Origin of the sequence: Kribbella kalugense (assembly GCF_004365875.1) — a bacterium.
Classification (GTDB): Bacteria; Actinomycetota; Actinomycetes; order Propionibacteriales; family Kribbellaceae; genus Kribbella; species Kribbella kalugense.
This window is the reverse complement of sequence record NZ_SODF01000001.1, coordinates 3,424,181-3,449,528: the sequence shown is the minus strand read 5'-3', so window position 1 is coordinate 3,449,528 and position 25,348 is coordinate 3,424,181. Positions and strand designations below refer to the sequence as shown.

General features: G+C 66.8%; 21 protein-coding genes. 9 read left to right on the top strand and 12 right to left on the bottom strand.

What is annotated here, in order from left to right; translation table 11 throughout:
• Positions 1-1,878 carry a beta-L-arabinofuranosidase domain-containing protein gene (locus EV650_RS16145; RefSeq protein WP_134119563.1) on the top strand — a complete coding sequence of 626 codons (1,878 nt, stop codon included), beginning with the start codon at positions 1-3 and terminating at the stop codon, positions 1,876-1,878.
• Here EV650_RS16145 and EV650_RS16140 read toward each other — a convergent pair.
• Positions 1,872-4,568, bottom strand: coding sequence for a glycosyl hydrolase family 95 catalytic domain-containing protein (locus tag EV650_RS16140; protein WP_134119562.1), 2,697 nt, complete (start codon positions 4,566-4,568; stop codon positions 1,872-1,874). The genes EV650_RS16145 and EV650_RS16140 overlap by 7 nt on opposite strands.
• 139 nt (positions 4,569-4,707) lie before the next feature.
• Between EV650_RS16140 and EV650_RS16135 the strand changes: the two genes are divergently transcribed.
• Positions 4,708-5,889, top strand: coding sequence for a mandelate racemase/muconate lactonizing enzyme family protein (locus tag EV650_RS16135; protein ID WP_134119561.1), 1,182 nt, complete (start codon positions 4,708-4,710; stop codon positions 5,887-5,889).
• Positions 5,890-5,903: 14 nt separating this feature from the next.
• Here EV650_RS16135 and EV650_RS16130 read toward each other — a convergent pair whose 3' ends face one another.
• Positions 5,904-6,686, bottom strand: coding sequence for a FadR/GntR family transcriptional regulator (locus EV650_RS16130; RefSeq protein WP_134119560.1), 783 nt, complete (start codon positions 6,684-6,686; stop codon positions 5,904-5,906).
• Between the two features lie 63 nt (positions 6,687-6,749).
• Here EV650_RS16130 and larA point away from each other — a divergent pair, with 63 nt between their 5' ends.
• Positions 6,750-8,033 (top strand): nickel-dependent lactate racemase, encoded by a 1,284-nt coding sequence (gene larA, locus EV650_RS16125; protein ID WP_134119559.1) that lies wholly within the window; start codon positions 6,750-6,752, stop codon positions 8,031-8,033.
• Between the two features lie 23 nt (positions 8,034-8,056).
• On the opposite strand, the gene EV650_RS16120 is transcribed toward larA, so the two are convergent.
• A complete protein-coding gene (locus EV650_RS16120; protein WP_134119558.1) occupies positions 8,057-9,025 on the bottom strand; it encodes an iron-containing redox enzyme family protein in 969 nt (322 codons plus the stop codon).
• 81 nt (positions 9,026-9,106) lie between these two features.
• Between EV650_RS16120 and EV650_RS16115 the strand changes: the two genes are divergently transcribed.
• Both EV650_RS16115 and EV650_RS16110 read left to right on the top strand, forming a co-directional pair.
• Positions 9,107-9,334 (top strand): CDGSH iron-sulfur domain-containing protein, encoded by a 228-nt coding sequence (locus EV650_RS16115; protein WP_134119557.1) that lies wholly within the window; start codon positions 9,107-9,109, stop codon positions 9,332-9,334.
• Positions 9,335-9,494: 160 nt separating this feature from the next.
• A complete protein-coding gene (locus tag EV650_RS16110) occupies positions 9,495-10,037 on the top strand; it encodes a hypothetical protein (RefSeq protein ID WP_134119556.1) in 543 nt (180 codons plus the stop codon).
• Here the strand turns inward: EV650_RS16110 and glgX are convergent.
• On the bottom strand, positions 10,034-12,154 hold the full coding sequence (gene glgX / locus EV650_RS16105; protein ID WP_134119555.1) for a glycogen debranching protein GlgX: 2,121 nt from the start codon (positions 12,152-12,154) through the stop codon (positions 10,034-10,036). The genes EV650_RS16110 and glgX overlap by 4 nt on opposite strands.
• A complete protein-coding gene (locus tag EV650_RS16100; protein WP_202874539.1) occupies positions 12,151-14,805 on the bottom strand; it encodes an MGH1-like glycoside hydrolase domain-containing protein in 2,655 nt (884 codons plus the stop codon). The genes glgX and EV650_RS16100 overlap by 4 nt, the downstream gene beginning before the upstream one ends.
• 301 nt (positions 14,806-15,106) lie before the next feature.
• On the opposite strand from EV650_RS16100, the gene EV650_RS40685 reads away from it, so the two are divergent.
• Complete coding sequence (locus tag EV650_RS40685) at positions 15,107-15,475, top strand: nuclear transport factor 2 family protein (protein ID WP_202874537.1); 369 nt, start codon at positions 15,107-15,109, stop codon at positions 15,473-15,475.
• Here the strand turns inward: EV650_RS40685 and EV650_RS16090 are convergent.
• The 3 genes from EV650_RS16090 to EV650_RS16080 are packed head-to-tail and all read right to left on the bottom strand — an operon-like array spanning position 15,468 to position 18,390.
• Positions 15,468-16,400: a fumarylacetoacetate hydrolase family protein gene (locus EV650_RS16090; protein ID WP_202874535.1), complete on the bottom strand. Its 933-nt coding sequence runs from the start codon at positions 16,398-16,400 to the stop codon at positions 15,468-15,470. The genes EV650_RS40685 and EV650_RS16090 overlap by 8 nt on opposite strands.
• Positions 16,397-17,185 (bottom strand): cyclase family protein, encoded by a 789-nt coding sequence (locus EV650_RS16085; protein ID WP_134119553.1) that lies wholly within the window; start codon positions 17,183-17,185, stop codon positions 16,397-16,399. The genes EV650_RS16090 and EV650_RS16085 overlap by 4 nt, the downstream gene beginning before the upstream one ends.
• Positions 17,182-18,390 carry an MFS transporter gene (locus EV650_RS16080; protein ID WP_134119552.1) on the bottom strand — a complete coding sequence of 403 codons (1,209 nt, stop codon included), beginning with the start codon at positions 18,388-18,390 and terminating at the stop codon, positions 17,182-17,184. The genes EV650_RS16085 and EV650_RS16080 overlap by 4 nt, the downstream gene beginning before the upstream one ends.
• A gap of 132 nt (positions 18,391-18,522) precedes the next feature.
• Between EV650_RS16080 and EV650_RS16075 the strand changes: the two genes are divergently transcribed.
• Complete coding sequence (locus EV650_RS16075) at positions 18,523-19,131, top strand: TetR/AcrR family transcriptional regulator (protein WP_134119551.1); 609 nt, start codon at positions 18,523-18,525, stop codon at positions 19,129-19,131.
• Positions 19,132-19,152: 21 nt separating this feature from the next.
• Here the strand turns inward: EV650_RS16075 and EV650_RS40380 are convergent, their stop codons facing one another.
• Genes EV650_RS40380 through EV650_RS16060 form a run of 3 tightly spaced genes read right to left on the bottom strand, consistent with a single transcriptional unit; the run spans position 19,153 to position 22,592 of the window.
• On the bottom strand, positions 19,153-19,908 hold the full coding sequence (locus EV650_RS40380) for an antibiotic biosynthesis monooxygenase (protein ID WP_166678154.1): 756 nt from the start codon (positions 19,906-19,908) through the stop codon (positions 19,153-19,155).
• Positions 19,909-19,910: 2 nt separating this feature from the next.
• Positions 19,911-21,152, bottom strand: coding sequence for an amidohydrolase family protein (locus EV650_RS16065; RefSeq protein WP_134119550.1), 1,242 nt, complete (start codon positions 21,150-21,152; stop codon positions 19,911-19,913).
• 12 nt (positions 21,153-21,164) lie between these two features.
• Positions 21,165-22,592 carry an FAD-dependent monooxygenase gene (locus EV650_RS16060; RefSeq protein ID WP_166678153.1) on the bottom strand — a complete coding sequence of 476 codons (1,428 nt, stop codon included), beginning with the start codon at positions 22,590-22,592 and terminating at the stop codon, positions 21,165-21,167.
• Between the two features lie 111 nt (positions 22,593-22,703).
• Between EV650_RS16060 and EV650_RS16055 the strand changes: the two genes are divergently transcribed.
• Positions 22,704-23,312, top strand: a complete 609-nt coding sequence (locus tag EV650_RS16055) for a TetR/AcrR family transcriptional regulator (protein ID WP_134119548.1) — start codon at positions 22,704-22,706, stop codon at positions 23,310-23,312.
• Between the two features lie 51 nt (positions 23,313-23,363).
• On the opposite strand, the gene EV650_RS16050 is transcribed toward EV650_RS16055, so the two are convergent.
• Entirely contained in the window at positions 23,364-24,173 is an 810-nt protein-coding gene (locus EV650_RS16050; RefSeq protein ID WP_202874533.1) for a helix-turn-helix domain-containing protein, read from the bottom strand.
• A gap of 227 nt (positions 24,174-24,400) precedes the next feature.
• Between EV650_RS16050 and EV650_RS16045 the strand changes: the two genes are divergently transcribed.
• The gene (locus EV650_RS16045; protein WP_134119547.1) at positions 24,401-25,348 is read left to right on the top strand and encodes a polyphosphate kinase 2 family protein; all 948 of its coding nucleotides are present in this window, start codon (positions 24,401-24,403) and stop codon (positions 25,346-25,348) included.

The following is a 25,348-nucleotide window of genomic DNA, read 5'->3' as shown; positions in this document are numbered from 1 at the left end:
GTGCTCCGCACAGTCCGCGCCTCAGGCGGCCGGACAACACTGTCGGAGGGTCCGGCCAGGGACCGATGGTTGCTGAATGCTCGTTACCTTCGCGGCCTCAGCGCCGACAACCTGCTGCGGCCCTACCGGGCTGAGGCCGGGCTGTGGAGCTACTCGGGCTCTTTCGGGACGACAGTCGGTGGTGTCGCGCCCGATGGTCCGGAGACCTGGCACTGGGGATGGGAAGCGCCGACCTGCGAGCTGCGCGGCCACATCCTCGGACACTGGCTCTCGGCGGCGGCACGGGTCGGTGAGTACGACCGCGAGGTGGCGGCCCGGGCCGCCGTGATCGTCGACGAGCTCGCAGCTTGCCAGCGGGCGAACGGCGGGCAGTGGGCGGGTTCGGTTCCGACGACGTACTTCGATCGCTTGGCCACGGGTCGCGCGGTGTGGGCTCCGCACTACGTCGTACACAAGACCTTGATGGGTCTGCTCGACCAGTACCGGATCGCCGGCAACGAACAGGCGCTCGAGGTCGCCTCCGCCTTCGCCGGGTGGTTCCACGCCTGGACCGATGGGCTGTCCCGCCAGCAGCTCGACGACATCCTCGACCGCGAGACAGGCGGCATGCTGGAGGTCTGGGCGGACCTTCTTGCGTTCACCGGCGATGGCATCAACGCCGATCTGATCGCCCGGTACGACCGGCGCCGGTTCTTCGAGCCTCTCCTCGCTGGTGCGGGCGTGCTGACCAACAAGCACGCCAACACCCAGATCGCGGAGATTCTCGGGGCGGCGCGGGCCTGGGAGGTGACGGGGGAGCAACGCTGGCGAGACATCGTCGAAGCCTTCTGGGATTCTGCGGTGAGCTCCCGTGGAACGTACTGCACGGGTGGCAGCAGCTGTGGTGAGGTGTGGCAGCCGACCGGTGAACAGTCCGCACGTCTGCACGCCGTCCAGGAGCATTGCCTCGTTTACAACCTGATGCGCCTCGCGGCCGTCTTGTTCCGCTGGACCGGAGATCACCGGTACGGAGACTACTGGGAGCGGAACCTGGTCAACGGGATCTGGGCGCAGCAACATCCGGACACCGGTATGCCGGCGTACTTCTTGCCTTTGGCAACCGGAAGCCAGAAGGCGTGGGGCCGGCCGACCGAAGATTTCTGGTGCTGTCACGGCACCTCGCTCCAGGCACAGAGCTCGGTCGGCGAGGCCGCGCTGTACGTCGATGACCGGGGCATCACGATCTGCCAGTACTTGGAGTCGGTCACGTCCTGGACCGATCTGTTCGGTGGCCGCGTCGAGCTCACGATCACGGCGGACACCGAGCAGGGCGTCGCGCTCGGACAGCGGCAGACCGCCTACGGCGCCGCCGGAATCCAGGAGCTCCTGTCACGGCCGCTGCCACGCGGCCGGCCGAACGACCACGTCCACCTCGTCGAACTACGGTGCGAGCGACCGTCCAGTTTCGAGGTCCGTCTTCGGGTTCCGGCCTGGGCAACGAGCCCGCCGACGCTCGAGATCGACGGGACGCCGGCTCCGTTCGAGGTTCGGGACGGCTGGATCGTCTTGTCCCGGGTCTGGAGCAACCAAAGCATCCGGCTGACCGTGACATCAGGCTTGACCGCTGTGCCGTTGCCGGACCGGCCGGAGATGGTCGCTGTGCTCGACGGCCCGGTCGTGCTGGCCGGTCTGACTGAACAGGAGACCACGCTGTACGGCGACCCCGCGGAACCGGCGTCGTTCCTGACCGCTGACCGCGAGCGGCACCACAGTTGGTGGCAGCCCGGACGCTACCGGACCGTCGGCCGATCCACGGGTGTACGTTTCGTCCCGCTCGCCGAGATCCGGGACGAAACGTACACCGTGTACTTCCCCGTTCACCGGTCGACCTCTCAGTGAGGCTGGACCACGTCGGAGGTGCGGTACTGGTTGGGCGTCGTACCTGCCCTGACCAGGACGATGTTCTCGCCCTTGTCGGTCTTGAACTTCAGCAGACCGTTCTCCGTAGCGATCAGCGTTTCCGCCTTGCGGCCGTTGCGGTACAGGACCACGTCGGAATCCCACGGGTTCCTGATCCGGGCCGTCTCACCGAGCTGCGATTCGATCTCTACGTACTGGATGTCGCCGGACTGCATCGCCGAGGACACCAGGAACCCGTCCTTCGCCAGCAACTTGTACTTGGCGTCCCAGGCCTTCGGCCAGGCCGGGAACACGCGGATCACCGGGTCGGCGACCGGGGTCGGGCTCAGGCTCTGGTGGAGCGCCTGCTGCAGCGCTTCGGCGAACGTGCCGTAGCCTTCGGCCGAGTAGTAGTCCAGCTGGTTGAACAGCAGGTTGGGGAACTCGCCGTAGGTGCTGAAGACGCCGTACTGCGTATTCAGGATCGGCACCATGTCGTCGGCCCGCCCGAGCTTGGCGGCGTCCACGTGGAAACGGCTGGAGCCGTTCCGGTCGATGACCTGATTCTGCACCTGGTTCAGGTAGCCGGGAGAGTGCAGGTACGTGTTGAGCGCGATCTCCCAATCGCCGTTGTCCAGACCCTGATCTCTCGTCTCCAGGTTCAGCACATCGAACTTCTCGAGCATCTTGAAGATCGGGCTTTCGGTTCCGTGCAGGTCCCTGATCAGGTACGCCGGTCGTAGGCCCTGAGCCCACGCGGGCTGGTCTGTCGCTAGTTGCGTGGCCAGTGGCGGATTCGTGCTGGCCGCCCACAGGGCGTTCGGATCGGAGCGCAACGGGTACGCGGCGAGGTTGTCGCGGATGTCCTTCCACAACGGCCGGCTGGCTTTGTCGACACCGAGCAACTCCGAAGCCTTCACCGCAGCTGCGAAGACACCTCTGGCCATGGACAGGTCGTCGATCACGTCCTTGCCGGCCCAGATGTGCTCGTGCAGGTTGGTGTTGTAGAAGTGATATTTGCCGTCGGCATCTTTTCGCAGACCGTCGTACGACCGGTAAAGATCCGCCGCGCCCTTGATGAAGGGGTAGGCAACTTTTCGCAGCCACTGCAGATCCTTGGTGTAGCAGTAGACCCGCCAGTAGTACTCGGCGGTCTCCTGGGTCGCCATCATGGTGTGCGTGACGTAGCTCGCCTGGTTGTTGCTCGTCCCGAACACGTTCCAGTTCCACGGAGGCAGGAACCTGTTCCGCCGCATGGTGAAGTCGGTGAAGTCCTGTGTGCGGGTGCTGGTCTTGAACGTGTAGTACTGCTGCATGGCCTCCGCGATACCGTCCGGCAGCGTCTCCCAGCCGAGGATGCCGTTGGTCTCGCCAATGAAGATGCCCTCGCTGCCCCACATCTGCCGGGCGGCCGTCCGGTACTGCTGGTAGCCGGCCTGCCGCATGGTGAACAACGGTTCCATCAGATCCAGATGGTTGGCCGCCCACAGCGGCTGATACAGGCAGTCCTGGTTCCAGTTCCAGTAGAAGCTGCCCCAGTCCCGACGGTCTTCCTCGCCGATCCAGATACCGCCGTTGTACTTCGAGGGATAGGAGCCCCGGTTCGAGATGGCCGCCAGGTACATGTAGTAGTTGCGGCGCTGCTCATAGTTGAACTGCGTGGGGAAGTAGACGTACGACTTGTTCCAGAAGTCGCGCCACCAGGCCTGACTCCGGGTCTGGATCTTGGCATAGTCCGAAGACTTGGTCACGTTCGCGACGGCCGTGGTCTTCGCCGTACGACGCGTGTCCGTGGTGGTGTCGCCGCCGACGACAACGGTGAAGGTGCCTTGTTGTGCAGGCAGACTCAGCCGCAGGGTGGCCCGGTTGCCGATGGTGTTGTTGGTGACTGCCGAGACCTGCCGGCCCTGCACGGTGGCCGCAACTGCTGTGTTGACGTAGTGGTCGTTGGCGATGATCCCGGTATCGCACTTCTCCTGAACAACCTGCTCCAGCACGATCGCGTCGTTCCGGTGTCCCTTGCCGGCGACTGTGGTGAGGGCGGAAATCGCGCTGTGGGCGCCCCAGATCTGGTTCGCGTCGCGCAGCATCGCCAAGTCGACGGTGATCGCCTGGGGCGTGGCGCGTTGGTCGGTGATCCGGATCGCGATGACATCTGAGTCCGTGTCGGAGATGACGTCGACGTGAACTCCGGTGCCGTCGATGCTCAGTGTGCCGTCGTACAGCGACAGATGTTGCTTCGTCGCACTATCGAAGACGGTGTCCGTGCCGAAGCCGACATGGATCCGCCCGAGGGCGCCGCCGCCGGAGTTCTGGTGGTCCTTCGAGGCCGCCGAGGCATCGTTGAACATGAACATGTCCGTGTGGTTCAGCTGCATGACGAGCGTACTGCTGTTGCTCTGCCAGACTGGCCCACCGAACCGCCCGTTCGCCACGGACATTCCTTGGGTGCCGGTCGTGATTCTTCCCGTGTAGGTGAGATCGGACCGACCGATCAGCTTGCTGTAATCAGGGTTGAAAACAGGGGCTACTCGGCTACCGCTCTTCGCGGACGCCGGCACCGGGTCCGCGTGTGCGGTCATCGCCGGCAACGGCCCGGCCGATGCTGCCGACAACCCCACACCGACCGCGCCGCCGACGAAGCGCCGCCTCGAGATGCCATCCGATGAAAACGGGTTCGCTGCTGCCATGTCCTACTCCTCTGTGCCGGAAAGGTCGTCGGCCCCCGACGCCCGACCTGACTCGAGATTTAGCATACGTATGATGTTTGCGACAAGGTGTCAGACGCATACGTATGATGTTTTCCCCAGCTCCGGAGGAGAACGACAAATGAGAATCACTGGATACCGCAGCCTCGGCACCGTCCACGACTGGGGGAGGGTGACCGGTGACGTCAACGGCGTGCAGAGCGGCCATACGACACCGGTGCCGATCCTCGTCGTCGAGACGGACAGCGGCATCGAGGGAATCGGTCTCGGCGCGCATGCCGAGGTGGGCCGGGTCTTCCCCGCCATCGAAGGCGAGGACCCGCGATCGGTCGTGGCGCTGTACGACCGGATGCTCGACTGGGTGTTCAAAGCAGGTCATTCCGGCGCGACGTTCGGCACGATCGGGGCCATCGACATGGCGCTGTGGGATCTCAAGGCCAAGGCGGCCGACGAGCCGCTCTGGCGGACTCTCGGGGCGCGTGAGCGCTTCGTCCCCGGGTACGCGTCCGGCCTCGAGTACGGCCTGAGCGACGAGGAGGTTGCCGAGCTGTACGGGCGGTTCGCGGATCGCGGGTTCAAGGCGGGCAAGGTCAAGGGAGGCCGCGATCTGGACCGTGACCTGCCCCGGCTGGAGATCGTGCGCGAGGTGCTCAGCCGTAATTCCCGCCGACCGGCGCTGATGTTCGACGCCAACGAGTCATGGAACCGGGCCCAGGCCGCCCGGTACGTGGCGGCCATCGAGGAGCGGATGGACCTCACCTGGGTGGAGGAGCCGCTGCGCCGGTGGGATGCCGCGGGAATGGCCCTGTTGCGCGGCAAGGTCCGTGCAGCGATCGCGAGCGGCGAGAACCTGACCGGCCTCGAGCAGTACCGTCCGCTGCTCGAGGCCGGCGCGCTCGATATCGTCCAGGTGGGCAACGTCTGGGGGATCACCCACTTCCTACGGGTGGCGACCCTGGCGCATGCTCACGACTTGCCGGTGAGCCCCGTTGCTTATAACGCGAACCCGGTCGCACACGCAGCCGCCGCGGTGCCCAACCTTCTGACCTACGAGGTCCAGGATCTCCATTTCCCGGTCGGTCTGGATGTCGACCAGGAGTTCGACGACGGCGGGATCATTCTGGGCGACCGACCAGGCATCGGCATCCTGCTGGACGAGTCCCAGGTGTTGCCGGCCGACTCTGTGGCGCCCGTCCCGGCATCGACCGGACCGCACATCCGGCCTGAGCGCGCTGCTCTGAGGCTGGTGGCCGAGCCGGACGTGATCGATGACCCCACTGCACCGCTGAGGCCGGTCCCGTGAGGCGCGGCCGCGACCTACTTCTTCTTGCGACCGCGCGCTCGACCGCGCGGGCGGGGAGTGGGGTCGGACAGGCGGCGACGCTGCCACGATCCGTGGATGTGATCATGCATCGACAGCTCGGCCGCGGCGGTGTCGTTACGGGCGATGGCGTCGACGATCGCCTGGTGTTCTTTCAGCGTCAGCGCGACCGCATCGGGCGGGTCGATGCCTTGATAACGGCTGGACTCCACGGCTCGTTTGTACAGTTGCTTCGCGATGTTCTCCGCCAGCCGGTTGCCGGAGATCTCCATCAGCGCGTAGTGGAAGACCACATCCGCCTGCCGGAACGAGTCCGTCTCCGACTCGCTCTCCCGCATGGTCGTCAACGCGTTCTCCAGCCGTCTGAGCTCGTCCGTGCTGTGCGATCCGGCCACCGCGCCTGCCATCGCAGACTCCAGGCTTGCCCGCACGATCGTCAGCTCGTCGAGCACGCCGACGCTCTCGTCGTTGTCGATGAGGGACGAGAGCACCACGGGGTCCAGCATGTTCCAGTAGCCCGGCGCCCGTACCTGCGTCCCCCGGCCCTGCGAGACGGTCACCAGACCCTTCTCCTCGAGCCGCTTCACCGACTCACGCAAGACCGTGCGACTCACGCCGAAATGCTCGCTCAGTGGTCCCTCCGGAGGCAGCAGATCGCCCTCCTGCAACTGACCAGTGACAATGAGGTCGACGAGTTCGGCGACGACTGCGACACCGAGCCGACCCGCCGGAAGACGTCGCGGGATCAGACGGGTTACGGGAATCGGGCCGTTCACCATACGTATGATCTTACCCTCGGTCACATCGCGACCGTCGGTGAGACGCACTGATCGGGAGATGCCTTGAGTAGCGACGTTCGACTGGCGTACGGCGACAGCGGGTTGGCACTGGCAGTGGACCCGGAAGTGACGACGATCGTCGAACCTGTGCACAGTGTCGCGGCTGCCGACCAGGTGCAGGCCCTTCGCGCCGCGCTTCGCGAGCCGGTGGCCGGCCCGCCGTTGCGTGAGCGGATTCGGCCCGGACAGTTGGTGGCTATCTCGGCCTGCGACGGCACCCGGCCCCAGCCGCGGCAGTTGATGATCCCCGCCGTCATCGAGGAGCTGGACGGAATCGTGGATCCTGGTGACATCGTCGTACTGGTTGCTACCGGCACCCATCGCGGCAACACGGAGGCCGAACTCCGGAGCATGTTCGGCGACGAGGTCGTCGACTCCGTGCGCGTCGTGAACCATGACGCCCGGGACTCGTCACAGTTGGCCTGGCGCGGTACGCACGGCAACGGCGTACCGGTGTGGCTGAACCGGGAATGGACCGAGGCGGACGTCAGGATCACCACCGGTTTCGTCGAGCCGCACTTCTTCGCGGGCTTCTCCGGAGGCCCGAAGCTGGTGGCGCCAGGGCTGGCCGGCCTGGAGACGGTCCTCGTCCTGCACGACGCGTCGAGGATCGGCGACCCGAGGGCGACCTGGGGTGTCACGAAGGGCAACCCGGTTCACGACGACGTCCGAGCCATCGCCGAGGCGACCGGGGTCACGTTCGCCCTGGACGTCGTACTGAACCGGGACAAGGACATCGTCGCGGCGTTCGGCGGTGACCTGCTCCCGATGCACACGGCCGCCGCGTCATTTGCGCGGCAGATCGCGATGCGGCCCGTCGACAGGCAGTTCGACGTCGTCGTGACCACGAACTCCGGGTTCCCGCTCGACCAGAACCTGTATCAGGCCGTCAAGGGCATGTCGGCCGCATATCAAGTCGTCCGGCCGGGCGGAACCATCATCTGTGCGGCCGAGTGCCGGGACGGCTTCCCGGATCATGGTCTGTACCGCAAGACGCTCGAGGCGGCGGAGTCACCGCAGGCTCTGCTGGCAGAGATCGCGTCTCGGTCCGTCACGGTTCCCGATCAATGGCAGATCCAGATCCAGGCCAAGATCCAGTCGGCGAATCGAGTGGTCATGCACACCGGATTCCTGACCGACGCGGACCTCGCCGCGGTCCGGCTCGAGCAGACCCACGACATCTCGGCAACCGCCGCCGAGGCCCTCGCGGCCGCGGGACCGGGCGCGACGATGTGCGTCCTCCCCGAAGGCCCACAAACGATCCCGTACCTCGCAGGAGAGCAGTAGTGGTCGCGCTCGGGATCTCGCGCCTAAGGGGGTCCGACGTTCCAGCAGGTCAGTAGATGTTGGGCGGTGAGCTTGTCGAGGCCGAGGGAGCAGGCGGCACCGAAGACGATGTCGGTTGCCTGCTCGGGGTGTTGCGCGGCGTAGTTGTCGCAGAGGTCGTGAGCGGCGATCTGCTCGTGGACGGCGTCGGCTTCGATGTGTTCGGTGAAGTACTGCGCGGCCGTGAGATCTGCGCCCAGTCGGGTCGCGCCGGAGGCGTACCGCCGGTTCGGGAGCGTAGACGTCATCTCCAGAGCGGCTAGATGGCCGATGAGTGCGCCGGTCCACCTGCGGTGCAGGCCGAACAGAGACATCACGTTGGAGTGCGCCAGCGTCACGGCCGGTACGTCGGGAACGTAGTACCCGTAGGTGTCGTCGAGGTCGAGCCACCGCATCGTGGCCCGGAACAGCTCGGCGTGCATGCGTTCGGGGCGGCCGCCGCCGTACTCGTCGGCCTGGATCTCGACCAGCGCAGCCTTCGCCGGACCATCCAGTCTCGGAATGCCGAAGCTGTGCGGATCGGCTTCCTTCAGCTGGTAGATCGACCGGTTCCGCACGAACTCGCGGAACTGTTCCAGGGTCGCGCGCCGATGCAGGTGGGCAGCCAACGGCGGCCCGTCATCGAAGTCGACCAGTTGCCTCAACAGCTGTGACGGCTTGACGGTGGAGTTCGCCGGTGAGGGCATGTAGCTGCGTTGCAGCCAACCCGACCACGGCTCCTCGAGGCCGGCTCGCAGCGCCAGGACAGCCGGATCCCACTCGGCTTCCGGGTCGATCCCGTCGAAACCGCGGTAGTGGAGCTCGTAGCAACACCACAACGTCAGCTGGAGGTCGTCGTCGGACGGCAGGCGGTCGTTGTCGACGGCAATCGGTGGGTGCGCGGACGGCGTGGGGTTGCGGAGGTGCGCGATCAGCCAACTGCTCAACGGGCCTCGCGGCGGTGGAAGTTGCAAAAGTGTCTCCTTCAGAGAACCAATCGGTACCCGCGGCCAACCGCTCCATGCCTGGGATTCGGTCCGGGGTACCGAACGGCCATGAGCATCAACGAGGCGGATCAGCCTGACCCGGTCACTGATCCTGTGACGATTCGCGCCTACCCGGGCGGCCCTTTGCTGGTCCGCGGCCCCTTCGAACTCCGTGACGAGGACGGCGAACCGATCGACCCGGGCCGCGCCACCATCGCCCTGTGCCGGTGCGGCCGGTCAGCGATCAAACCGCTCTGTGACGGCACGCACTCCATCAGTCGCAAGCTCCGCCGCTAGCGGCGAGTCCGTGGTCGTCGTCTTGGCGTGCGTGCGTTGGTGTGGGTACCGAACCGGCATGGACTCGATCCGCGTGGGCCTCGTGGCTGATCCAGCCGCGCCTACCGCGATCGCAGTGGAAGCCTAGGCGGTCCGGGCTGAAAGGTGGAACGATCCGGGGATGAGCGAGTCTGAGGACGTAGTGACGGCGCGGCTGGTGGCAGCGTTCGACGAGGCCGACGCGACACTGGACTGGGCGGAGTTGGCGCAGGGGCCGGCCGTTGTTCGATTGGCCAGGTTGCGGCAGGCATTGGTAGCCGCGGGCTTCGGCAGTCTGGCGGTGGCGGCGATGACTCTCACGGTCGATGGCGGGCCGGCGGTCCCGGCAGCTGTGAGCCGGACCTGCCGGGAGGCTACCGATCTGCTCGACGATGCGATCGGTCCGCAGCTGGCTGCACGGTGGCGGATTGACGGTGTCGCGGATCAGCTCAGTCCTGAAGGGCTGGGAGTCGGTTCGGAGCCGCTCAGTGTTGCGGTGATGGAACAGGCCATGGCCAGGATCGAGTCGATCATCGAGCGAGCGGTCGCTGTGCTTGAGGTGATCGCTGAGGACGAGTCCGTTCTGCCCGAGCTGCGTGACGCCGCCGCGGATGCCGTGGTCGTGTTCGACGACCTCGAGGATCTCGACGACGTCGCCAGCACCCCCGGCCAGCTCGCACCTTAACTGGACGCCTGCAATTCAGCGGCTGAGCGGTGGCCGTGTAGTAGGACGATTGAGCGGGGGCGGACGGTTAGGTGATCGCCTGCGGTGAGCTTTGCGGGTGGGGTGACGTCATCGTAGGTGTCGAGCACCGGGTCCCAGGTCTCGCCAGGTTCTGTGGGTGGTACGGCGAAGTCGAGTGGTTCCCACCAGGCGTTGACCAGGAGAAGGAAGTCGTCGTCGACTAGCGGCGTACCGTCCGGGCCTCGGTCGGGGCTGTCGGCGCCGTCCAGGTACAGCGCTAGGGCGCGTGCTCCGGGGAAGCTCCAGTCCGCCTGGGTCATCTCGGTCCCGCCAGGGGTGAACCAGCGGAGCTCGGCGGCGGCGACACCGGTCAGGTACCGCTGGCGCCGGAAGACCGGGTGCTCCCGCCGTACGGCGATCAGCTTCTTGGTGAAGGCGGTCAACTCTGCATCGGCGGCGGACCAGTCGAACCAGCTGATCTCGTTGTCCTGGCAGTAGGCGTTGTTGTTGCCGCGCTGCGTGCGGCCCAGTTCGTCGCCGCCGAGCAGCATCGGTACGCCGAAGGACAGCAGTAACGTGGTGAGCATCGCGCGGCTCTGCCGGGCCCTTAGCGCCAGGATGTCGGGATCGCTCGTCGGTCCCTCCGCGCCGCAGTTCCAGGAGCGGTTGTCGTTGGCGCCGTCGCGGTTCTCCTCGCCATTGGCTTCGTTGTGTTTGCCGTCGTACGAGACGAGGTCGGCAAGGGTGAAGCCGTCGTGGACGGTGACGAGGTTGACGGACGCGGTGGGGCGCCGCCCGTCCCAGCGATAGAGGTCGGGCGATCCGCACAACCGGGTCGCGAACTCGCCGAGCAGCCCGTCCGCACCACGCCAGAAGTCGCGCATCACGTCGCGGTACTTGCCGTTCCACTCGCTCCACTGCGGCGGGAACTGGCCGAGGTCGTAGCTGTCGCCCTGGCCGACGTCCCACGGCTCGGCGATCAGCTTGGCCTCGGAGACGACCGGGTCCTGTGCCACGAGGTCGAAGAACGCCGCCATCCGGTCGAAGCCGCCGTCCTCGCGGGCCAGTGTCGGTGCCAGGTCGAAGCGGAAGCCGTCAACGCGCATCTCGGTCAGCCAATACCGCAGCGAGTCCATGATGAGCCGGAGGCTGAACGGGTTGTCGGCGTTGAGCGAGTTGCCGGTGCCGGTCGTGTCCATGTAGTAGCGCTGGTCATCAGGCACAAGCCGGTAGTACGCGGGGTTGTGCAGTCCCCGATGGGACAGGGTCGGGCCGAGCTGGTTGCCCTCGGCGGTGTGGTTGAACACCACATCGAGAATGACCTCGAGACCGGCGCCATGCAGGGTGTCGACCATGGCCTGGAACTCCGCGACCTGCCCGCCCGGCCGTCCGGCCCGCACCGCGGCGGAGTAGCCGGCGTGCGGCGCCAGGAATCCGATGGTGTTGTAGCCCCAGTAGTTCGTCAGGCCGTGGTCGACCAGCGTGCCCTCGGGCACATAGTGATGCACCGGGAGCAGTTCGACCGTGGTCACGCCGAGGTCGACGAGATGGCTGACCGCCGCCTCGTGGGCCAGGCCGGCGTACGTGCCGCGAAGATCATCCGGTACGGCGGGGTGCGCGGCCGTGAAGCCCTTCACATGGACCTCGTACAGGATCGTGTCGGCGTAGGAGTGGCGTGGCCGGGGCCGGTCACTCCAGCTGAACGACGTGTCTGTCACCAGGCTGCGCGGTACGTGCCCGGCCGAGTCCAGCCCGCTGGGAGCTTCCGGGTCGTCGAGGGCGTACCCGAGGAACTCCGGACCGGGCCGCACCTCGCCGTGGATGGCCTTGGCATAAGGGTCGAGCAGTAGTTTCGCCGGGTTGCAGCGCAGACCGCGCCGCGGATCGTACGGACCGGTGGCCCGGTACCCGTACGCCTGGCCAGGTCCGACGCCTGGCACGAACCCGTGCCACACCTCACCTTCGCGTTCCTGCAACGGGATCTGGGTCTCGTTGCCGTCAGCATCGAACAGGCACAGCAGTACGCCGTCCGCCGCGGAGGCCACCGCGAAGTTCGTGCCATCAGGACCGGGCGTCGCGCCGAGTGGACCCGGCCGGCCGGGCAGCGCCGTACTCATGACTGCCGCTCGCTCAGCGATCGGAGGACGTCGTCGATCGACGGAACCACGCCGTGCCGGCGCCGGATGATGTCAGCCACGATCCCAGTCCAGCCGGTCTGGTGTGTCGCGCCCAGACCGGCGGCGTTATCACCGTGGAAATACTCGTGGAACATCAGATTGTTCCTCCAGTTCGGATCGCGCTGCAGTTTCTCGACTCCGCCGAAGCAAGGTCGCCGGCCGTCGAGACCGGGCAGGAAGATCGACACCAGCCGCGTCCGCAGGTCGTCGGCGATGGTGCCGAGGGTCTGGTGGACGCCGGAGCCGGTCGGGTACTCGATCGTCAGGTCGTCGCCGAAGAAGCGGTGATACCGGCCCAATGCCTCGGCCGCCAGGAAGTTGAGCGGGAACCACACCGGGCCACGCCAGTTCGAGTTCCCGCCGAACATGTCCGTGGTCGACTCGGCCGGCTCGTAGTCGACAGTCGCCCGTACGCCCTCGACGTCGATCGTGTACGGGTGATCGCGGTGGAACGCCGATAGCGACCGCAGGCCGTTCGGCGACAGGAACTCGCCAGGATCGAACAGCCTCTCGAACAGCCGCAACACCTGCTCGACGCCCGCGGCGCCGACGAGCAGCCGCCGACGTCCGGGGTCGCCGCGTAGCACCCTGGCCTTCGCCAGATTCTCGAGATCGCCAAGCCCCTGGCGGTCGAGGAAGTCGGCGAACTGTTTGCCCGGGGCAATGGATTGTTCGAGGTACAGCTCGTCGACCACGGCGACGGCCAGCAGCGGGATGATGCCGACCATCGAGTGCACTCGCACCGGCACGACACCGCCGCCTGGTACGGCGATCTGGTCGTAGAACAAACCGTCGGTCTCGTCCCACATGCCTTGTGTGGTCATCGCGGTGCGGATCTCGGCGAAGTGCTCGAGGAACTTGTCGACCAGGTCGCGGGCCGGTCGATGTCCGGTCCGGTCCAGGATCGCCGCGATCGTGGTCATCGCCAGCGCGTACATCGCCATCCATCCGGCGGCGTCGGACTGCTCGAGCACGCCCCCGACCGGTAGGTGTGAACGGTCCAGCGGGCCGATGTTGTCCAGTCCGAGGAACCCACCCTCGAACAGGTTCGACCCGTCGGCGTCCTCCCGGTTCACCCACCAGGTGAAATTGACCAGCAGCTTGTCGAAGATCCGGCTGAGGAAGTCGAGGTCACGACCGCCGTCGATGGCGAAGACCTCGAGGGCCGCGAACGCCTGGACCGGCGGATTGACGTCGCCGAAGTCCCACTCGTACGCCGGAAGTGCGCCGTTCGGATGCTGGAACCACTCGCGGCAGACCAGCAGCAACTGGTCCTTGGCGAAGTCAGGGTCGACGTGGGCCAGGGCGATGCAGTGGAACGCGAGATCCCAGGAGGCGAACCACGGATACTCCCACTTGTCCGGCATGGACATGACGTCGAACGAGTTGAAGGTTCGCCATCGTGAGTTACGGCCGGCCCGCCGTGATGCCGGCGGTTCCGGCTGGCCGGGGTCGCCGTCGAGCCATCGCGCTACGTCGTAGTAGTAGAGCTGCTTGCTCCACAGCATCCCGGCGAAGGCGGGCCGCATCACCATCGCCTCGTCCGGCGGGGCAGCCGGGGGAGTGAGGCCGGCGTAGAAGCTGTCGGCCTCGGCCCGGCGGGTGGCGATGACGTCGTCGAAATCCTGTCCCAGTGCGGTCGCCGGGTCGGAGCCTGCGGGACGCAGTCGTAGCCGCAGCTCGATCGTGGCTTTCGGCGCAACATCGGCTCGGTACCACGCAGCGGCCTTCGTACCCTGGCGGGCGGGGTTGACGGTTCCGGCGCCGGTCAGCACGTGGTCGTTGATTCCGTCCTTGGGGTACGGCGTCGTCCCGGGGACGCCGTACAGGCGTTGCGTGTTGGTCTCGTTCTCGCAGAACAACAGCGTGGGTGCGACACCGTCCGGATCTGGCCCGGCCAGCAGCTCCAGCTCACCGAGGGACGGGTGCGAGATCCGGATGGACGAGTCCCCGGCTGCCAGCTCGGGTCGCAGTTCGGTGGGATCCCAGGACCAGGTGTTGCGGAACCACGCCGTCGGCAGGACGTGGATCGTCGCCGTTTCAGGTCCGGCGTTGGTGATCTGCACGGTCATCAGCAGGTCGGTCGGAGTCGCCTTCGCGTACTGCACCTCGACGATCCAGTACCGGTCGTCGTCGAACACGCCGGTGTCCAGCAGTTCGTACTCGGGGTCCTGCTTTCCGCGTCGACCGTTCTCGGCGCGCAGGTCGTCGTAGGGGAAGGCAGCCTGGGGATAGTGGTAGCGCCATCGGTTCCAGGCATGGTTCGGGATGGCGTCGAGGTACCACCAGTAGTCCTTGACGTCTTCACCGTGGTTAGCCTCCGCGCCGGTCAGGCCGAACGGACGCTCTTTCAGCATCGAGTCGCGCCCGTTCCACAACGCGAGCCCGATGCACAGGCGCTGCTCGCGGTCGCTGAACCCGGCCAGCCCGTCCTCGCCCCACCGGTACGCCCTGGACCGGGCATGGTCGTATGGCAGATAGCTCCACGCCTCGCCGTCCGCGCTGTAGTCCTCGCGAACCGTGCCCCACTGCCGCTCACTCAGGTACGGACCCCACAAGCGCCACTCGTCGGACACCGACGGCTGCGACATGGTTGTGCTCCCCCTTTGCTCCGAGGGTCTCCGCCCGGTCGGGGAACCCCGCGTGGATCGCGCCTACGATCGTTCCACGAAAGGCTCCGACCTGACAGCCGGAGGGTCACGGAATTGGCGGCGCCAGGCTGCGGGGCTGGCGCCGTGGACGCATTTACAGGCGCTCGCCGAGGCCGTCGCGGAGCTGGTAGGCGCTCCACAGCATGGTCGTCGCACCCGGAGAGATCAGTTGTTCCTAGGAGCGCTGCACCCTGGAAGACCCGTCCTGCCTCCCGGGTGCAGACTCCGGCATCCTCGGAGTGTGAAGATCTCGGAACAGCAGGTCACGACGTGGGTCGACAACTACGTCAAGGCGTGGCGGACCGGTGCCAAGAAGGACATCGAAGCGTTGTTCGCCCAGGATGCGGAGTACCACGAGTTGCCGTATGCCACCGACTGGATCGGTCGGTCCGCGATCGTCGAAGGCTGGCAGTCGCGGGAGGAGTGGCAGCAGGGTGGCTGGGAGTTCGAGTGGTCGATCCTGGCCATCAACGGCGACACCGCGGCCATCGACGGCACCGGGACCTATGCCGAGCTCGGCACCTTCGCCAACCTGTGGATAGTCACCCTGGACGGCCGCGGCAGGTGCGTCATGTTCCGCATGTGGAACAACCAGATCCACCTCAGCTGACGCGGCGGGCTTTCGGGACCGGGTGGACGGGCTCGCCGGGTACGACGGTGTTCTCGAGGGTGCCGAGGCCGTCGACCTCGATCGTGACGATGTCGCCGATGGCTAGGGGTGGGGGGACTCGCTCGCCGCCGTTGCGGCCCCAGAGCTCGACCAGGCAACCGCTGCCACAGGTGCCGGAGCCGAGGATGTCGCCCGGTCGTACGACGGTTCCGCGGCTGGCGTAGGCGATCATCTCCGGGAACGACCAGGCGGCGTTTGCCAGGGAGTCCTTGCCGAGCGCGGTGCCGTTGATCGATGCCGTCAGGGTGAGGTCGAAGCGGTCGCCTTGGCGGTACGGCTCGAGTTCGTCCGGCGTGACCAGGTAAGGCCCCAGGGTCGAGGAGGTGTCCTTGCCCTTGGCAGGCCCGAGGCCGATGCGCATCTCGTGGATCTGGATGTCTCGGGCGGACCAGTCGTTGAAGATGCTGTAGCCGGCGATGTGCTTCTCTGCCTCCTCAACTGGAAGGTTGCGGCCCTCGGTGCCGATGATGGCGGCGACCTCCAGTTCGAAGTCGAACAGGTTGCAGCCGGGCGGTACCGGGACCGGCTGGCGCGGGCCGATCAGGCTGTACGGGTTGGTGAAGTAGAAGGTCGGGATGTCGTACCACTCGGGTACGACGGCTGGGTCGCGGATCCCTTGGAACGAACCCTCGACGTGCTGTTCGAAGATCATGAAGTCGCGGATGGACGACGCCTTGATCGGCGGCAGCAGCGTCTGCTCGTCCAGGGTGACGGGCGCAGCGCACCGGCTGAGGACCTCCTGCTCGCTCGGCTTGGCCGCCAGTACTTCGAACAGGTCGGTGCCGGCCGGCAGCGGGTGCAGAAGGTCGTCGTGGACGAGTGCCTGCCGATACTGCCCATCCAGGAACAGTGCTGCGAATTTCACGAGTTCTCCTCGGGGTCGTCGATGATGGCCACCGCGCGCGTCCAGCCCGCCGACGCAGCGTGGATCTTGTGCGGGAAGCAGGAGATCTTGAAGCCGGTGGCGGGCAGGGCTTCGAGGTTGTGCAGTTTCTCGAGGTGGCAGTAGCCGATCTCGCGGCCGGCCTTGTGGCCTTCCCAGATCAGCGAGCCGTCGCCGGTCTCGGCGTACCTGCGCGCTGTGTGGACGAACGGCGCGTCCCAGCTCCAGGCGTCGGTGCCGGTGACCCGGACCCCTTGCTCGAGCAGGTGGATGGTGGCGTCCCGGCCCATCCCGCAACCGCGGGCCAGATAGTCGTCCTCGCCGTACCGCACGCCTGCGCTGGTGTTGATCACGACGATCTCGAGTGGGCTGAGGGTGTGCCCGATCCGCTTGAGCTCCAGGTCGATGTCGTCCGGCGTCACCACGTAGCCGTCGGGCAGTTCCCGGAAGTCCAGCTTCACGCCGGGTTGCAGGCACCACCTGAGCGGTACTTCGTCGATCGTGATCGCGCGCTGTCCGTTGTCCATCGTGGACGCGTAGTGGTACGGCGCATCCATGTGGGTGCCGGTGTGGGTGGTGAGCTTGATCCGCTCGATCGCCCAGCCCTCGCCCTCGGGCAGCACCTCGGGTCCGGCGCCCGGGAAGTGCGCCAGCATGTCGGCCACGCTGTCCTTGTGGGTGATGTACTCGATCTCCGGAGTCCCACCAGGCGGGTCCGAGGCGATGCCGGACATCAGCGGCACCGAGATGTCGACGAACGTGGTCATGAGGCCCCTTCGGTTTCGAGTGCAGGCTGTGTGGAGACCCGCCTGGTGGCGCCCAGGTTGGGCAGTGCTGTCATCACGACTGCCCCGCAGAGGAAGATCCCGGCGCACAGCAGGAGGCCGGTGCCGAGTCCCGCTCCGGTGGCCAACGCGCCCAGCACGAACGGTGCGAAGGCGGACACCCCGCGGCCGACGTTGAAGCAGAATCCGGCGCCGGTCGCCCGGACCCGGGTCGGGTAGAGCTCGCCGAGGTAGGCGCCGAAGATCCCACTGAAGGCGGCGAAGAACGCGAACAGCGGGCCTAGCCACAGCAACGCAGTACGGTCTGCTGCTACGACGTACAGCGGCAGGGTGACGCCGACTCCGAGCAGTGTCATGACGAGCGCGTACTTGCGGCCGATCCGGTCCGCGATCAGCCCGAACACGTTGTAGCCAACAAACATACCGATGTTCAGGACCGTCATGAACAGAGCGACGGTCGCGGTCGGGATGCCTCGATCGGAGTGCAGGTACGTCGGCAGCCAGGTCGACGCACCCCACCAGCCGAACAGGGCGAGCGACGCCACGGCCGTTCCGAGCAAGGTCTTGCGGCGCAGGTCGGGGGAGAAGATCTCGGTCACCCGTACCGGCGTGCTCTTCTGTTCGGCCCACTCGGCCGACTCCTTGAAGAAGAAGCCGATGATCAGCAGCGGCACGACCACGCCCGCCCCGGCCAGGAAGAACAACAGTCGCCAATCGGGCAGCAAGGCGCCGGCCACGACGGCCGCGATCGCGCCGCCGGCCGGGAACGAGCTCAGCACGAAGGCTGCCGCTCGACCCCGCTGAGCGGTCGGCCACGTCTCGACCACGTACGTCGACACCACGCCCCAGACGCCGCCGAGTCCAAGGCCGGCTGCGAACCGCAGTACGAGGAACAGTGAGAAGTTCGGCACCGCCGCGATCAAGGCAGTGAAGAATCCGAAGACCGCGAGCGAATACATCAACGCCCGCTTGCGGCCGTAGTTGTCGGCCAGCCAGCCGACGGTCAGGCTGCTCACGCCGATGCCGAGCAGCGTGGCGGTGGCGAGCAGACCACCCTCGGCCTTGCTCAGCCCGAACTCCGTGCGGATGTCGGGGAGAGCGAACGACAGCAGCAGGATCTCCAGCGCGTCGAACATGTACGCCACGAAGGCGCCGCCCAGCACCACCCATTTCCCGGAATCTCTCATCCGGACCAGTCCCTTCGGTGAACCCCGTGTGTCGGCCCCGAGTCGTTTGACTGTACGTACGTTCAGTCGCCATGCGCAAGACCCAAACTGTACGTACGTGCAGTAGACTTCTCGGGGAAAGTGAGGTGCCAGATGGCGGAGCCTGCCGAGCACGGCAAGAAGATGGTGATCCTGCGCGCCGCCGAGAGGGTGTTCGCGCAGGACGGCTATCACGGCACGACGATGCGCCGGATCGCGGCGGAGGCCGACGTGAAGCTCTCGCTGGTCGTGTACCACTACACGTCGAAGCTGGCCCTGTTCGTCGCGATCTTCGAGGACCGGCAGTACGTCAACGAGCAGCGGCTGGCGCAACTCCAGGCGATTCCCGATCTGGGTGCGGAGGATGCCGTCGACCAGATCGTCGGGGCGTTCGTCGACCCGGTGCTTGCCCTGCACAACGACCCCGAGGACGCCTGGTTCGCCAAGCTGGTACTGCGTGAGGCCGGCGACCCGTCGAACCAGAACCGGCCGGTTCTCAAGGTCCTGTTCGACCCGATGGCCCGCGAGTTCATCGAGGCCTTCCGTGAAGCGCTCCCCGGCAAGCCCGACGGTTTCTACCAGTGGGCCTACCTTTTCTCGGTCGGCGCCCTGACCCAGAGCGCCTCCGAGGATCGCGTGCAGAACCTGACCGAGAAGAACTTCCTGGAGCAGAAACACGACCTGCTCCGCTCCTACATCACCGCCGCCCTCCGCTACGGCTGACCTGCAAAGGAGGGAGATGGGTCAGTCCTCGCGGACGAGCGGTACGACGTGTGGCTCGCCGGCAATCAGCGGACCTGCCTTTTCCATGAAGGCTGAGAATCCGGGAGCGTCCTCGCGGTTGTCCAGCGCCGAAGGGTCGGCCCATTCCTCGTAGATGACGAACTTGTCCGGTTCGCCGGCGACCCGATGGACGTGGTAGCCGAGGTTGCCTGGCTCCTTGCGGGCGACCTCGGCCAGCGAGACCAGCAACGACTCCAGCTCATCGGCGCCGCCTGGGACTGCGGTGATGCTGCCGACAGCGGCGGCAGTCCCGCTGCGGCCGAAGGGGCCGTTCTCCAACCAGGGCGAGTGATACTCGATCTGGCTGGGATCGAGCCCGTGGTCGACCTTCGTGTAGAAGCGGAGCTTGAGACCGTCCGGATCGGGGACCACCAGGACCCAGCCCACGATGCCGACGAGCACGGGTGAGTGTTCGACGCCGATCGTGTCCAGGTACTCGGCCCAGGTCTCGAGGTCGGCGCGGTCGTCGACGCCCAGGGCGAGTGGGCCGCAGCCCGCCATCCCGGCTGCCGCGGTCGGGTTGAGCCGTAGTTCCAGGCCGACGCCGAGGCCTGGTGCCTCCAGGCCGACGGCGAACAACGGCGCGTCGCTGGGTTTGTGGTCGACCTTGTCGCGTCGGCGAGCGCCGAGAACCTCGCCGTACCACGCGATACTGCGGTCCAGGTCGCTGACCGGCAACTGGATGTGATGGATGCCTGCGTAAGCGGGAATGCTCATGATCAGTCCTTGTTCTCGATGAACGGGGCGGTGCGGTCGAGGGGCACGCCGTGCCGCCAGATCGTCGTGATGTCGTAGAGCGCGGTGATGTCGGCGGTCGGGTCACCGTTGACGAGCAGCAGGTCCGCGCGCAGTCCCGGCGCGATCCGGCCGCGGTCGGTGAGACCGAACGCGTCGGCTGCGGCCGCGGTGGCGGTGGTCAGTGCCTCGGTCGGGGTCAGGCCGGCTTCGACCATCAGTGTCAGCTCGCCGTGCAGGCTGATCCCGTGGGTGGTCGGGTGGCCTGCGCCGCCGGTTCCGTCGGTGCCGGCGACCAGCGGTACGCCGGCCCTGAACAGCCGGATCGCGACGTCGGCCGCATGGCGTACGTCCATTGCCATCGGCCCCATCCGCTGGGCGGGATCGGCGGGCAGCTTGTCCAGGTCCGCCAGCCATTGCGGATCGGCGTACGGGCGTAGGCGCGGATCCACCGCGAGCCTGAGTTCGATCGGGGTCGGGCTCATGCCTGCGAGCGTCGCCAGGGTCGGTACGACGAACAGGCCCGCATCGGCCACCGCCTCGACCAGGGCCTGGTCGGAGGGCCCGTCCGCCGGAGCATGTGCCAGGCCGTCGACACCTGCGTCGACAGCGAGTCGGGTTGCCGAGCGGGTCATGGTGTGCGCGACCGCCTTGAGGCCACGCTCGTGCGCGGCAGCGACCAGTGCCTTGATCGTCTCCGGTGCCAGCAGTGGCATCGGGTGGCCGGCGGCAGTGCCGTCCTCGATGAAGATTTTGAGATGGTCGGCTCCGTCGGCAACGCGATCGGCTACGAACCTGTCCGCGTCCTCCGGACCGGCCACCGTCGGGAACGGAGGCATCATGCCCAGCTCGACCAGCTGGCTGGGGTGACCGCCCGGGGCGGTGGCGCCGGTGGTGGCGATCCTGATGTCGGCCAGGTCGGCCCGCTTCTGCGCGGCACCGCGTAGCGCGCGCGAGTGTTCGGGGACGCCCCCCATGTCGAGTTCGGTGGTGACGCCGAAGACCAGTGCCTGGTGGAGCTGGGCGATGCTCATCGTGTGCGTGTGGGCGTCGATCAGGCCCGGCAGCAACGTCTTGCCGGCGCCGTCGACCAGGGTGGCTCCTGGCGGGACGGCGAGATCGGGACCGATCGCCGCGATGACGCCGTCGTCGACGAGGACGTCCTGGCGCTGCTGCAACCGGGTGCCGTCGAAGACGGCGACTCCGCGAACGAGGGAGCTGGACATGGACGTTTCTCCTTAGCTGGTAGGTAAGTGGTCGAGAAGTTCGGTTGGCTTTCCGCAGGCGAACAGGTAGCCGTCGGGCCGGACGAGCAGCGCTTCGTCGAGATCGGGGACGTGCCGGACGCCGAGGTTCCGCCGTTGCTGGGGGAGGTCTTCCGTCTCAGGTACGGCGAGCGTCCAGCGCAGATCGCGGCCGGGAACAACCGTGGGAGGGACGCGGTCGCCGACCCGCAGACCGCAGGCCGGACCGTTCGCATAGCTGACGTCCAGCTCGGAGAGCTTGGTGGCGATCCAGTCGGTGGCGCCCGGGGCGCTCGCCGCAGCAGCCAGTACGCCGTTGCGCAGCCGGGCGGCGACCGGGTCCCGCACGGACGCCATCTTGGCGAACAAGGCCGTGAAGGCAACCATCTCGGCGGCGACCGGATGTCGCTCTGCGTGGTAGCTGTCCAGCAGTTCGTCGCCGGCAGCGCCGGTCAGCACGGCATGCAGTTTCCACGCGAGGTTCCCCGCGTCCTGGATCCCGGTATTCATGCCTTGTGCGCCGGCCGGGCTGTGAGTGTGCGCGGCGTCTCCGACCAGCAGCACGGGGCCGTTGCGGAACTGCTCGGCCACCCTCTCCTGGACGCGATAGGTCGAGGCCCTGATGACCTCGGTCACCGTGGCCTGTGGGCCGCGCTCGGTGAGCAGCCGCTGCACGTCAGACGGGGTCGGTTCGGTCTGCCCGGGCGGTGCCGGGCTGACGACGCGGTACTGCTCGCCGGCCAGCGGTGAGAACAGCAGCATCCCTGCGCCGGAAAGGAAGAACGTCGTGTCGTGTGCGACCAGCTCCTGTCCGGCCGCTGAGAGTCTGACGTCCGCGATGGTGAACAACTGCTCGTGCGCCTGACCGGGAAAACCGATGCCCGCGGCCGTCCTGACAGCGCTGCGTACGCCGTCGCAGCCGACCAGATAACGCGCGGAGATCGCTTGCAGCGCCCCGTCGGGCCCGGCCACCGTCACGCTCACACCGGGGAAGTCGGTGCTGAAGCCGATGAACCTGTGATCGCGATGGACCGTGCCGCCGAGCTCCAGCAGCCGGCGGAGCAGGTGCTCCTCGGTTGTCTGCTGCGACACCAGCGACACGTACGGGAACGGCGTGTCCAGCTCCGCGAATGTTGCCCGGAGCAACGTTCTCTCCCGGTCGTGCAGGGAGAAGCCGGGACTGCGCACACCGGTCGCGACCAGGGTGTCGCTGACGCCGATCCGCTCCAGGTACTCCAGGGTCCGGGGTTGTACCGCGGCCGCCTTGCTGCCCGGCTGGACGGACGTGTTGCGGTCGATCAGCACGAAGTCGACTCCTAGCTGACGCAGACTCGCGGCCAACGTCAGTCCCGCGGGCCCGGCGCCGACGATCAGCACCTCCGTGCTGGCCGGCAGCTCCGGGACAGCAGACGTCGAACGCATCGCACCCCCCAACGCTAAACAGAAACGTACGTTTTCGTTTACGATGGGCAACGTAGCATGCATGCAGCAGTAACGCCAACGATCGTTTCGGTTTGGGTAAGGACGGATCACATGCCTCGTCTCAGCGTGGAGCTACGCGACCAGCGCCGGCGGCACGTCCTCGTCAGTGCCTGGAGTTGCTTCACCCGCGACGGTTTCCATGCCACGTCGATGGACGACATCATCGCGGCCACCGGGATGTCGTCCAGCGCGGTCTATCGCTATGTCAGCGGCAAGGACGAGTTGGTCGAGGCGGCAACGGAGGAGGCTTTGAAGCTGCTCCGGGACCTGTTCACGCGACTGCTCGACACCGATCCGCTGCCGACCCCGGCCGAAACCGTCGAGGCGCTGGTCCGTGAGTTGTCCGGTCGCGGCGACCAAGCTGACTACGACCTGTCGAAGATCGCTGTCCACGGTTGGGCCGAGGCGCTGCGCAGCCCCGAGGTGGAGGCCAGTACCCGAGCGTTCTACCGCGAGGTGCGCGCCAATCTCGGCGTCCTTGCCCGGCGCTGGCAGGCCGCCGGTGTGCTCCCGTCCGGGGCGAATCCGGATCACGTCGCAGCCGCCTTGCAGACGGTGATGCCGGGACTCATCGTCAACCGGCACCTGGCCGGCGCGGTCTCCGCCGAGGACCTCCTGGACGGCCTGACCGCACTGGCGGTACCTACTCCGACCGCTTGACGGTCAGGGCCGCGATCGACGGGCCGTACAGCCGCTCGATCTGACCGGGCCTCAGCGAGAAGTCGCGCCGGCGTAGAGGGAGCCGAGAAGCGCCAGCGAGTCCTCGTCCGGTGAGCCCGGCGCGGCCGAACCGACCAGCAGATACTGGCCCGTCGTACCCTGAACGCCGAAGCTCTGGTACGTGAGCGTGAGCTCGCCGACCTCAGGATGGTTGAAGGTCTTCGACTTGCTTCCCAGGCTCCTGACGCCGTGCTCACGCCAGAGCCCGGCGAAGTCCTTGCTACCGGCAATCAATCCGTCGACCAGCTGACGGACCGCCGGATCCTCGTCCGCCGCGAGTCGGAGAGCCTCGACGGCGTCGCGCGCGACGGTTTCCCAGTCTGCGAAGAGTTCACGGGCGGCCGGGTCGTGGAACAAGGTGTGCAGCATGTTGCGCGGGTCTGCGAGGTGCGACAGCAGGGCGTTCGCCAGGTCGTTCGACGCGAGCACCTCCATCCGTCGATTGATGACATAGGCAACGGCTGCCGGAAAACCCTTGATCAACTGCAAGAGGGCGGGGTCGACCTCCTCGGGTGAGGACTCGTCCGCTTCCGGAAGGATCCCGGCCAATCGGTAGGCATGCCAGCGAGCATCGGCGTTGAGCCGCAGTGCTCGGGCGATCGCGCCGATGACCTGTCCCGAGGGATTTCGTTCCCTGCCCTGCTCCAGACGGGTGTAGTAATCGGCGCTGACACCGGCCAGCACGGCGACCTCCTCGCGGCGCAGGCCCGTCACTCGCCGGGTTCCGGACACCGGCAGCCCGACCTCCTCGGGACTCACCTGCGCGCGGCGCAGCCGCAGAAATTCACCCAACTCGGTCACGCTGCAACGCTACTCCGGGTGTCCGCGATTGCGGGGCATCGGACCCGGCGCAGCCAGGATTCGATCAACTGACAGGTCCTCGTGCTGACGAGCGTCGATCGGAACTCTTCGTGTTTTCCGCAGCGGATCAGCGGGGAGGCGGATTCCGCCGCGAGTCGGCAGCGCGAGGATCGAGTGAACAGATTTCGCCGAGCGGCGACGAAGTCGTAGCGGAACGAGGTTCAGCCATGCCTACCGACGTCCCATCGGCGAAGCGAATCGCCCGGTTCATCGAGCCGTTCCGTGTGACCCCGGGCTCACACGTGACACTGTCCGCCGACTTCGATCCGACGTTCAAGGCGGGGATCAAGAAGAAGAAGGACGGCGCCGAGTTGCTGGACGAGGGGATCGCCCTGCTTTCGGACTATCAGGCCCGGCTCACGGCGCAGGACACCGTCGGCGTCGTCGTCGTCCTGCAGGCGTTGGATGCGGCCGGTAAGGACGGGACGATCCGGCACGTGATGAGCGGCGTGAATCCGCAGGGCGTGAGGGTCGAGAGTTTCAAGGTTCCGTCGGCGACCGACCTCAACCACGACTTCCTGCGCCGGTACCAGGAGCGCCTGCCGTCCAGGGGCGAGATCGGCATCTTCAACCGCTCCCACTACGAGGAGGTCCTTGTCGTCCGGGTGCACCAGGAGAATCTCCTGCGCCAGAAGCTGCCACTCGAGACGCGCGAGGACCACGTCTGGAAGCACAGGTACGAAGCGATCAACAACTGGGAGCGGTACCTCGTCGAGAACGGCTTTCGGGTTGTGAAGCTCTTCCTCAACCTCTCGAAGGAGGAGCAACGCGTCCGCTTCCTGAGGCGCATCGACCTGCCGGAGCACAACTGGAAGTTCTCGACACACGACGTGGAGGAGCGCAAGTCCTGGGACGACTACCAGGAGGCGTTCTCGCAGATGCTGAGCCACACGAGTACCGAGTGGGCTCCTTGGCATGTGATCCCCGCGGACCGCAAGTGGTTCGCCCGCATTGCGTCTGCGGCGGTCATCGCCAACGCATTGATCGAGCTCGACCCGCAGTACCCGACGCTCGACGACGACGCGCTGCGAGACCTTCAGGCGACGAAGGTCGAGCTCGAATCGGAGGCACCTCAGGGCGCGGCGCCAGATCCGTTCGCAGAGCAGGAGGCGTGA

What these genes read in the sequence shown, in the direction of transcription:
- EV650_RS16140 (WP_134119562.1), bottom strand. Translation starts at nt 4,568, where the DNA reads ATGGCAGCAGCGAACCCGTTTTCATCGGATGGCATCTCGAGGCGGCGC.
- EV650_RS16135 (WP_134119561.1), top strand. Translation starts at nt 4,708, where the DNA reads ATGAGAATCACTGGATACCGCAGCCTCGGCACCGTCCACGACTGGGGG.
- EV650_RS16130 (WP_134119560.1), bottom strand. Translation starts at nt 6,686, where the DNA reads ATGGTGAACGGCCCGATTCCCGTAACCCGTCTGATCCCGCGACGTCTT.
- EV650_RS16115 (WP_134119557.1), top strand. Translation starts at nt 9,107, where the DNA reads ATGAGCATCAACGAGGCGGATCAGCCTGACCCGGTCACTGATCCTGTG.
- EV650_RS16110 (WP_134119556.1), top strand. Translation starts at nt 9,495, where the DNA reads ATGAGCGAGTCTGAGGACGTAGTGACGGCGCGGCTGGTGGCAGCGTTC.
- glgX (WP_134119555.1), bottom strand. Translation starts at nt 12,154, where the DNA reads ATGAGTACGGCGCTGCCCGGCCGGCCGGGTCCACTCGGCGCGACGCCC.
- EV650_RS16100 (WP_202874539.1), bottom strand. Translation starts at nt 14,805, where the DNA reads ATGTCGCAGCCGTCGGTGTCCGACGAGTGGCGCTTGTGGGGTCCGTAC.
- EV650_RS16085 (WP_134119553.1), bottom strand. Translation starts at nt 17,185, where the DNA reads ATGACCACGTTCGTCGACATCTCGGTGCCGCTGATGTCCGGCATCGCC.
- EV650_RS16080 (WP_134119552.1), bottom strand. Translation starts at nt 18,390, where the DNA reads ATGAGAGATTCCGGGAAATGGGTGGTGCTGGGCGGCGCCTTCGTGGCG.
- EV650_RS16075 (WP_134119551.1), top strand. Translation starts at nt 18,523, where the DNA reads ATGGCGGAGCCTGCCGAGCACGGCAAGAAGATGGTGATCCTGCGCGCC.
- EV650_RS40380 (WP_166678154.1), bottom strand. Translation starts at nt 19,908, where the DNA reads ATGAGCATTCCCGCTTACGCAGGCATCCATCACATCCAGTTGCCGGTC.
- EV650_RS16065 (WP_134119550.1), bottom strand. Translation starts at nt 21,152, where the DNA reads ATGTCCAGCTCCCTCGTTCGCGGAGTCGCCGTCTTCGACGGCACCCGG.
- EV650_RS16060 (WP_166678153.1), bottom strand. Translation starts at nt 22,592, where the DNA reads ATGCGTTCGACGTCTGCTGTCCCGGAGCTGCCGGCCAGCACGGAGGTG.
- EV650_RS16055 (WP_134119548.1), top strand. Translation starts at nt 22,704, where the DNA reads ATGCCTCGTCTCAGCGTGGAGCTACGCGACCAGCGCCGGCGGCACGTC.
- EV650_RS16045 (WP_134119547.1), top strand. Translation starts at nt 24,401, where the DNA reads ATGCCTACCGACGTCCCATCGGCGAAGCGAATCGCCCGGTTCATCGAG.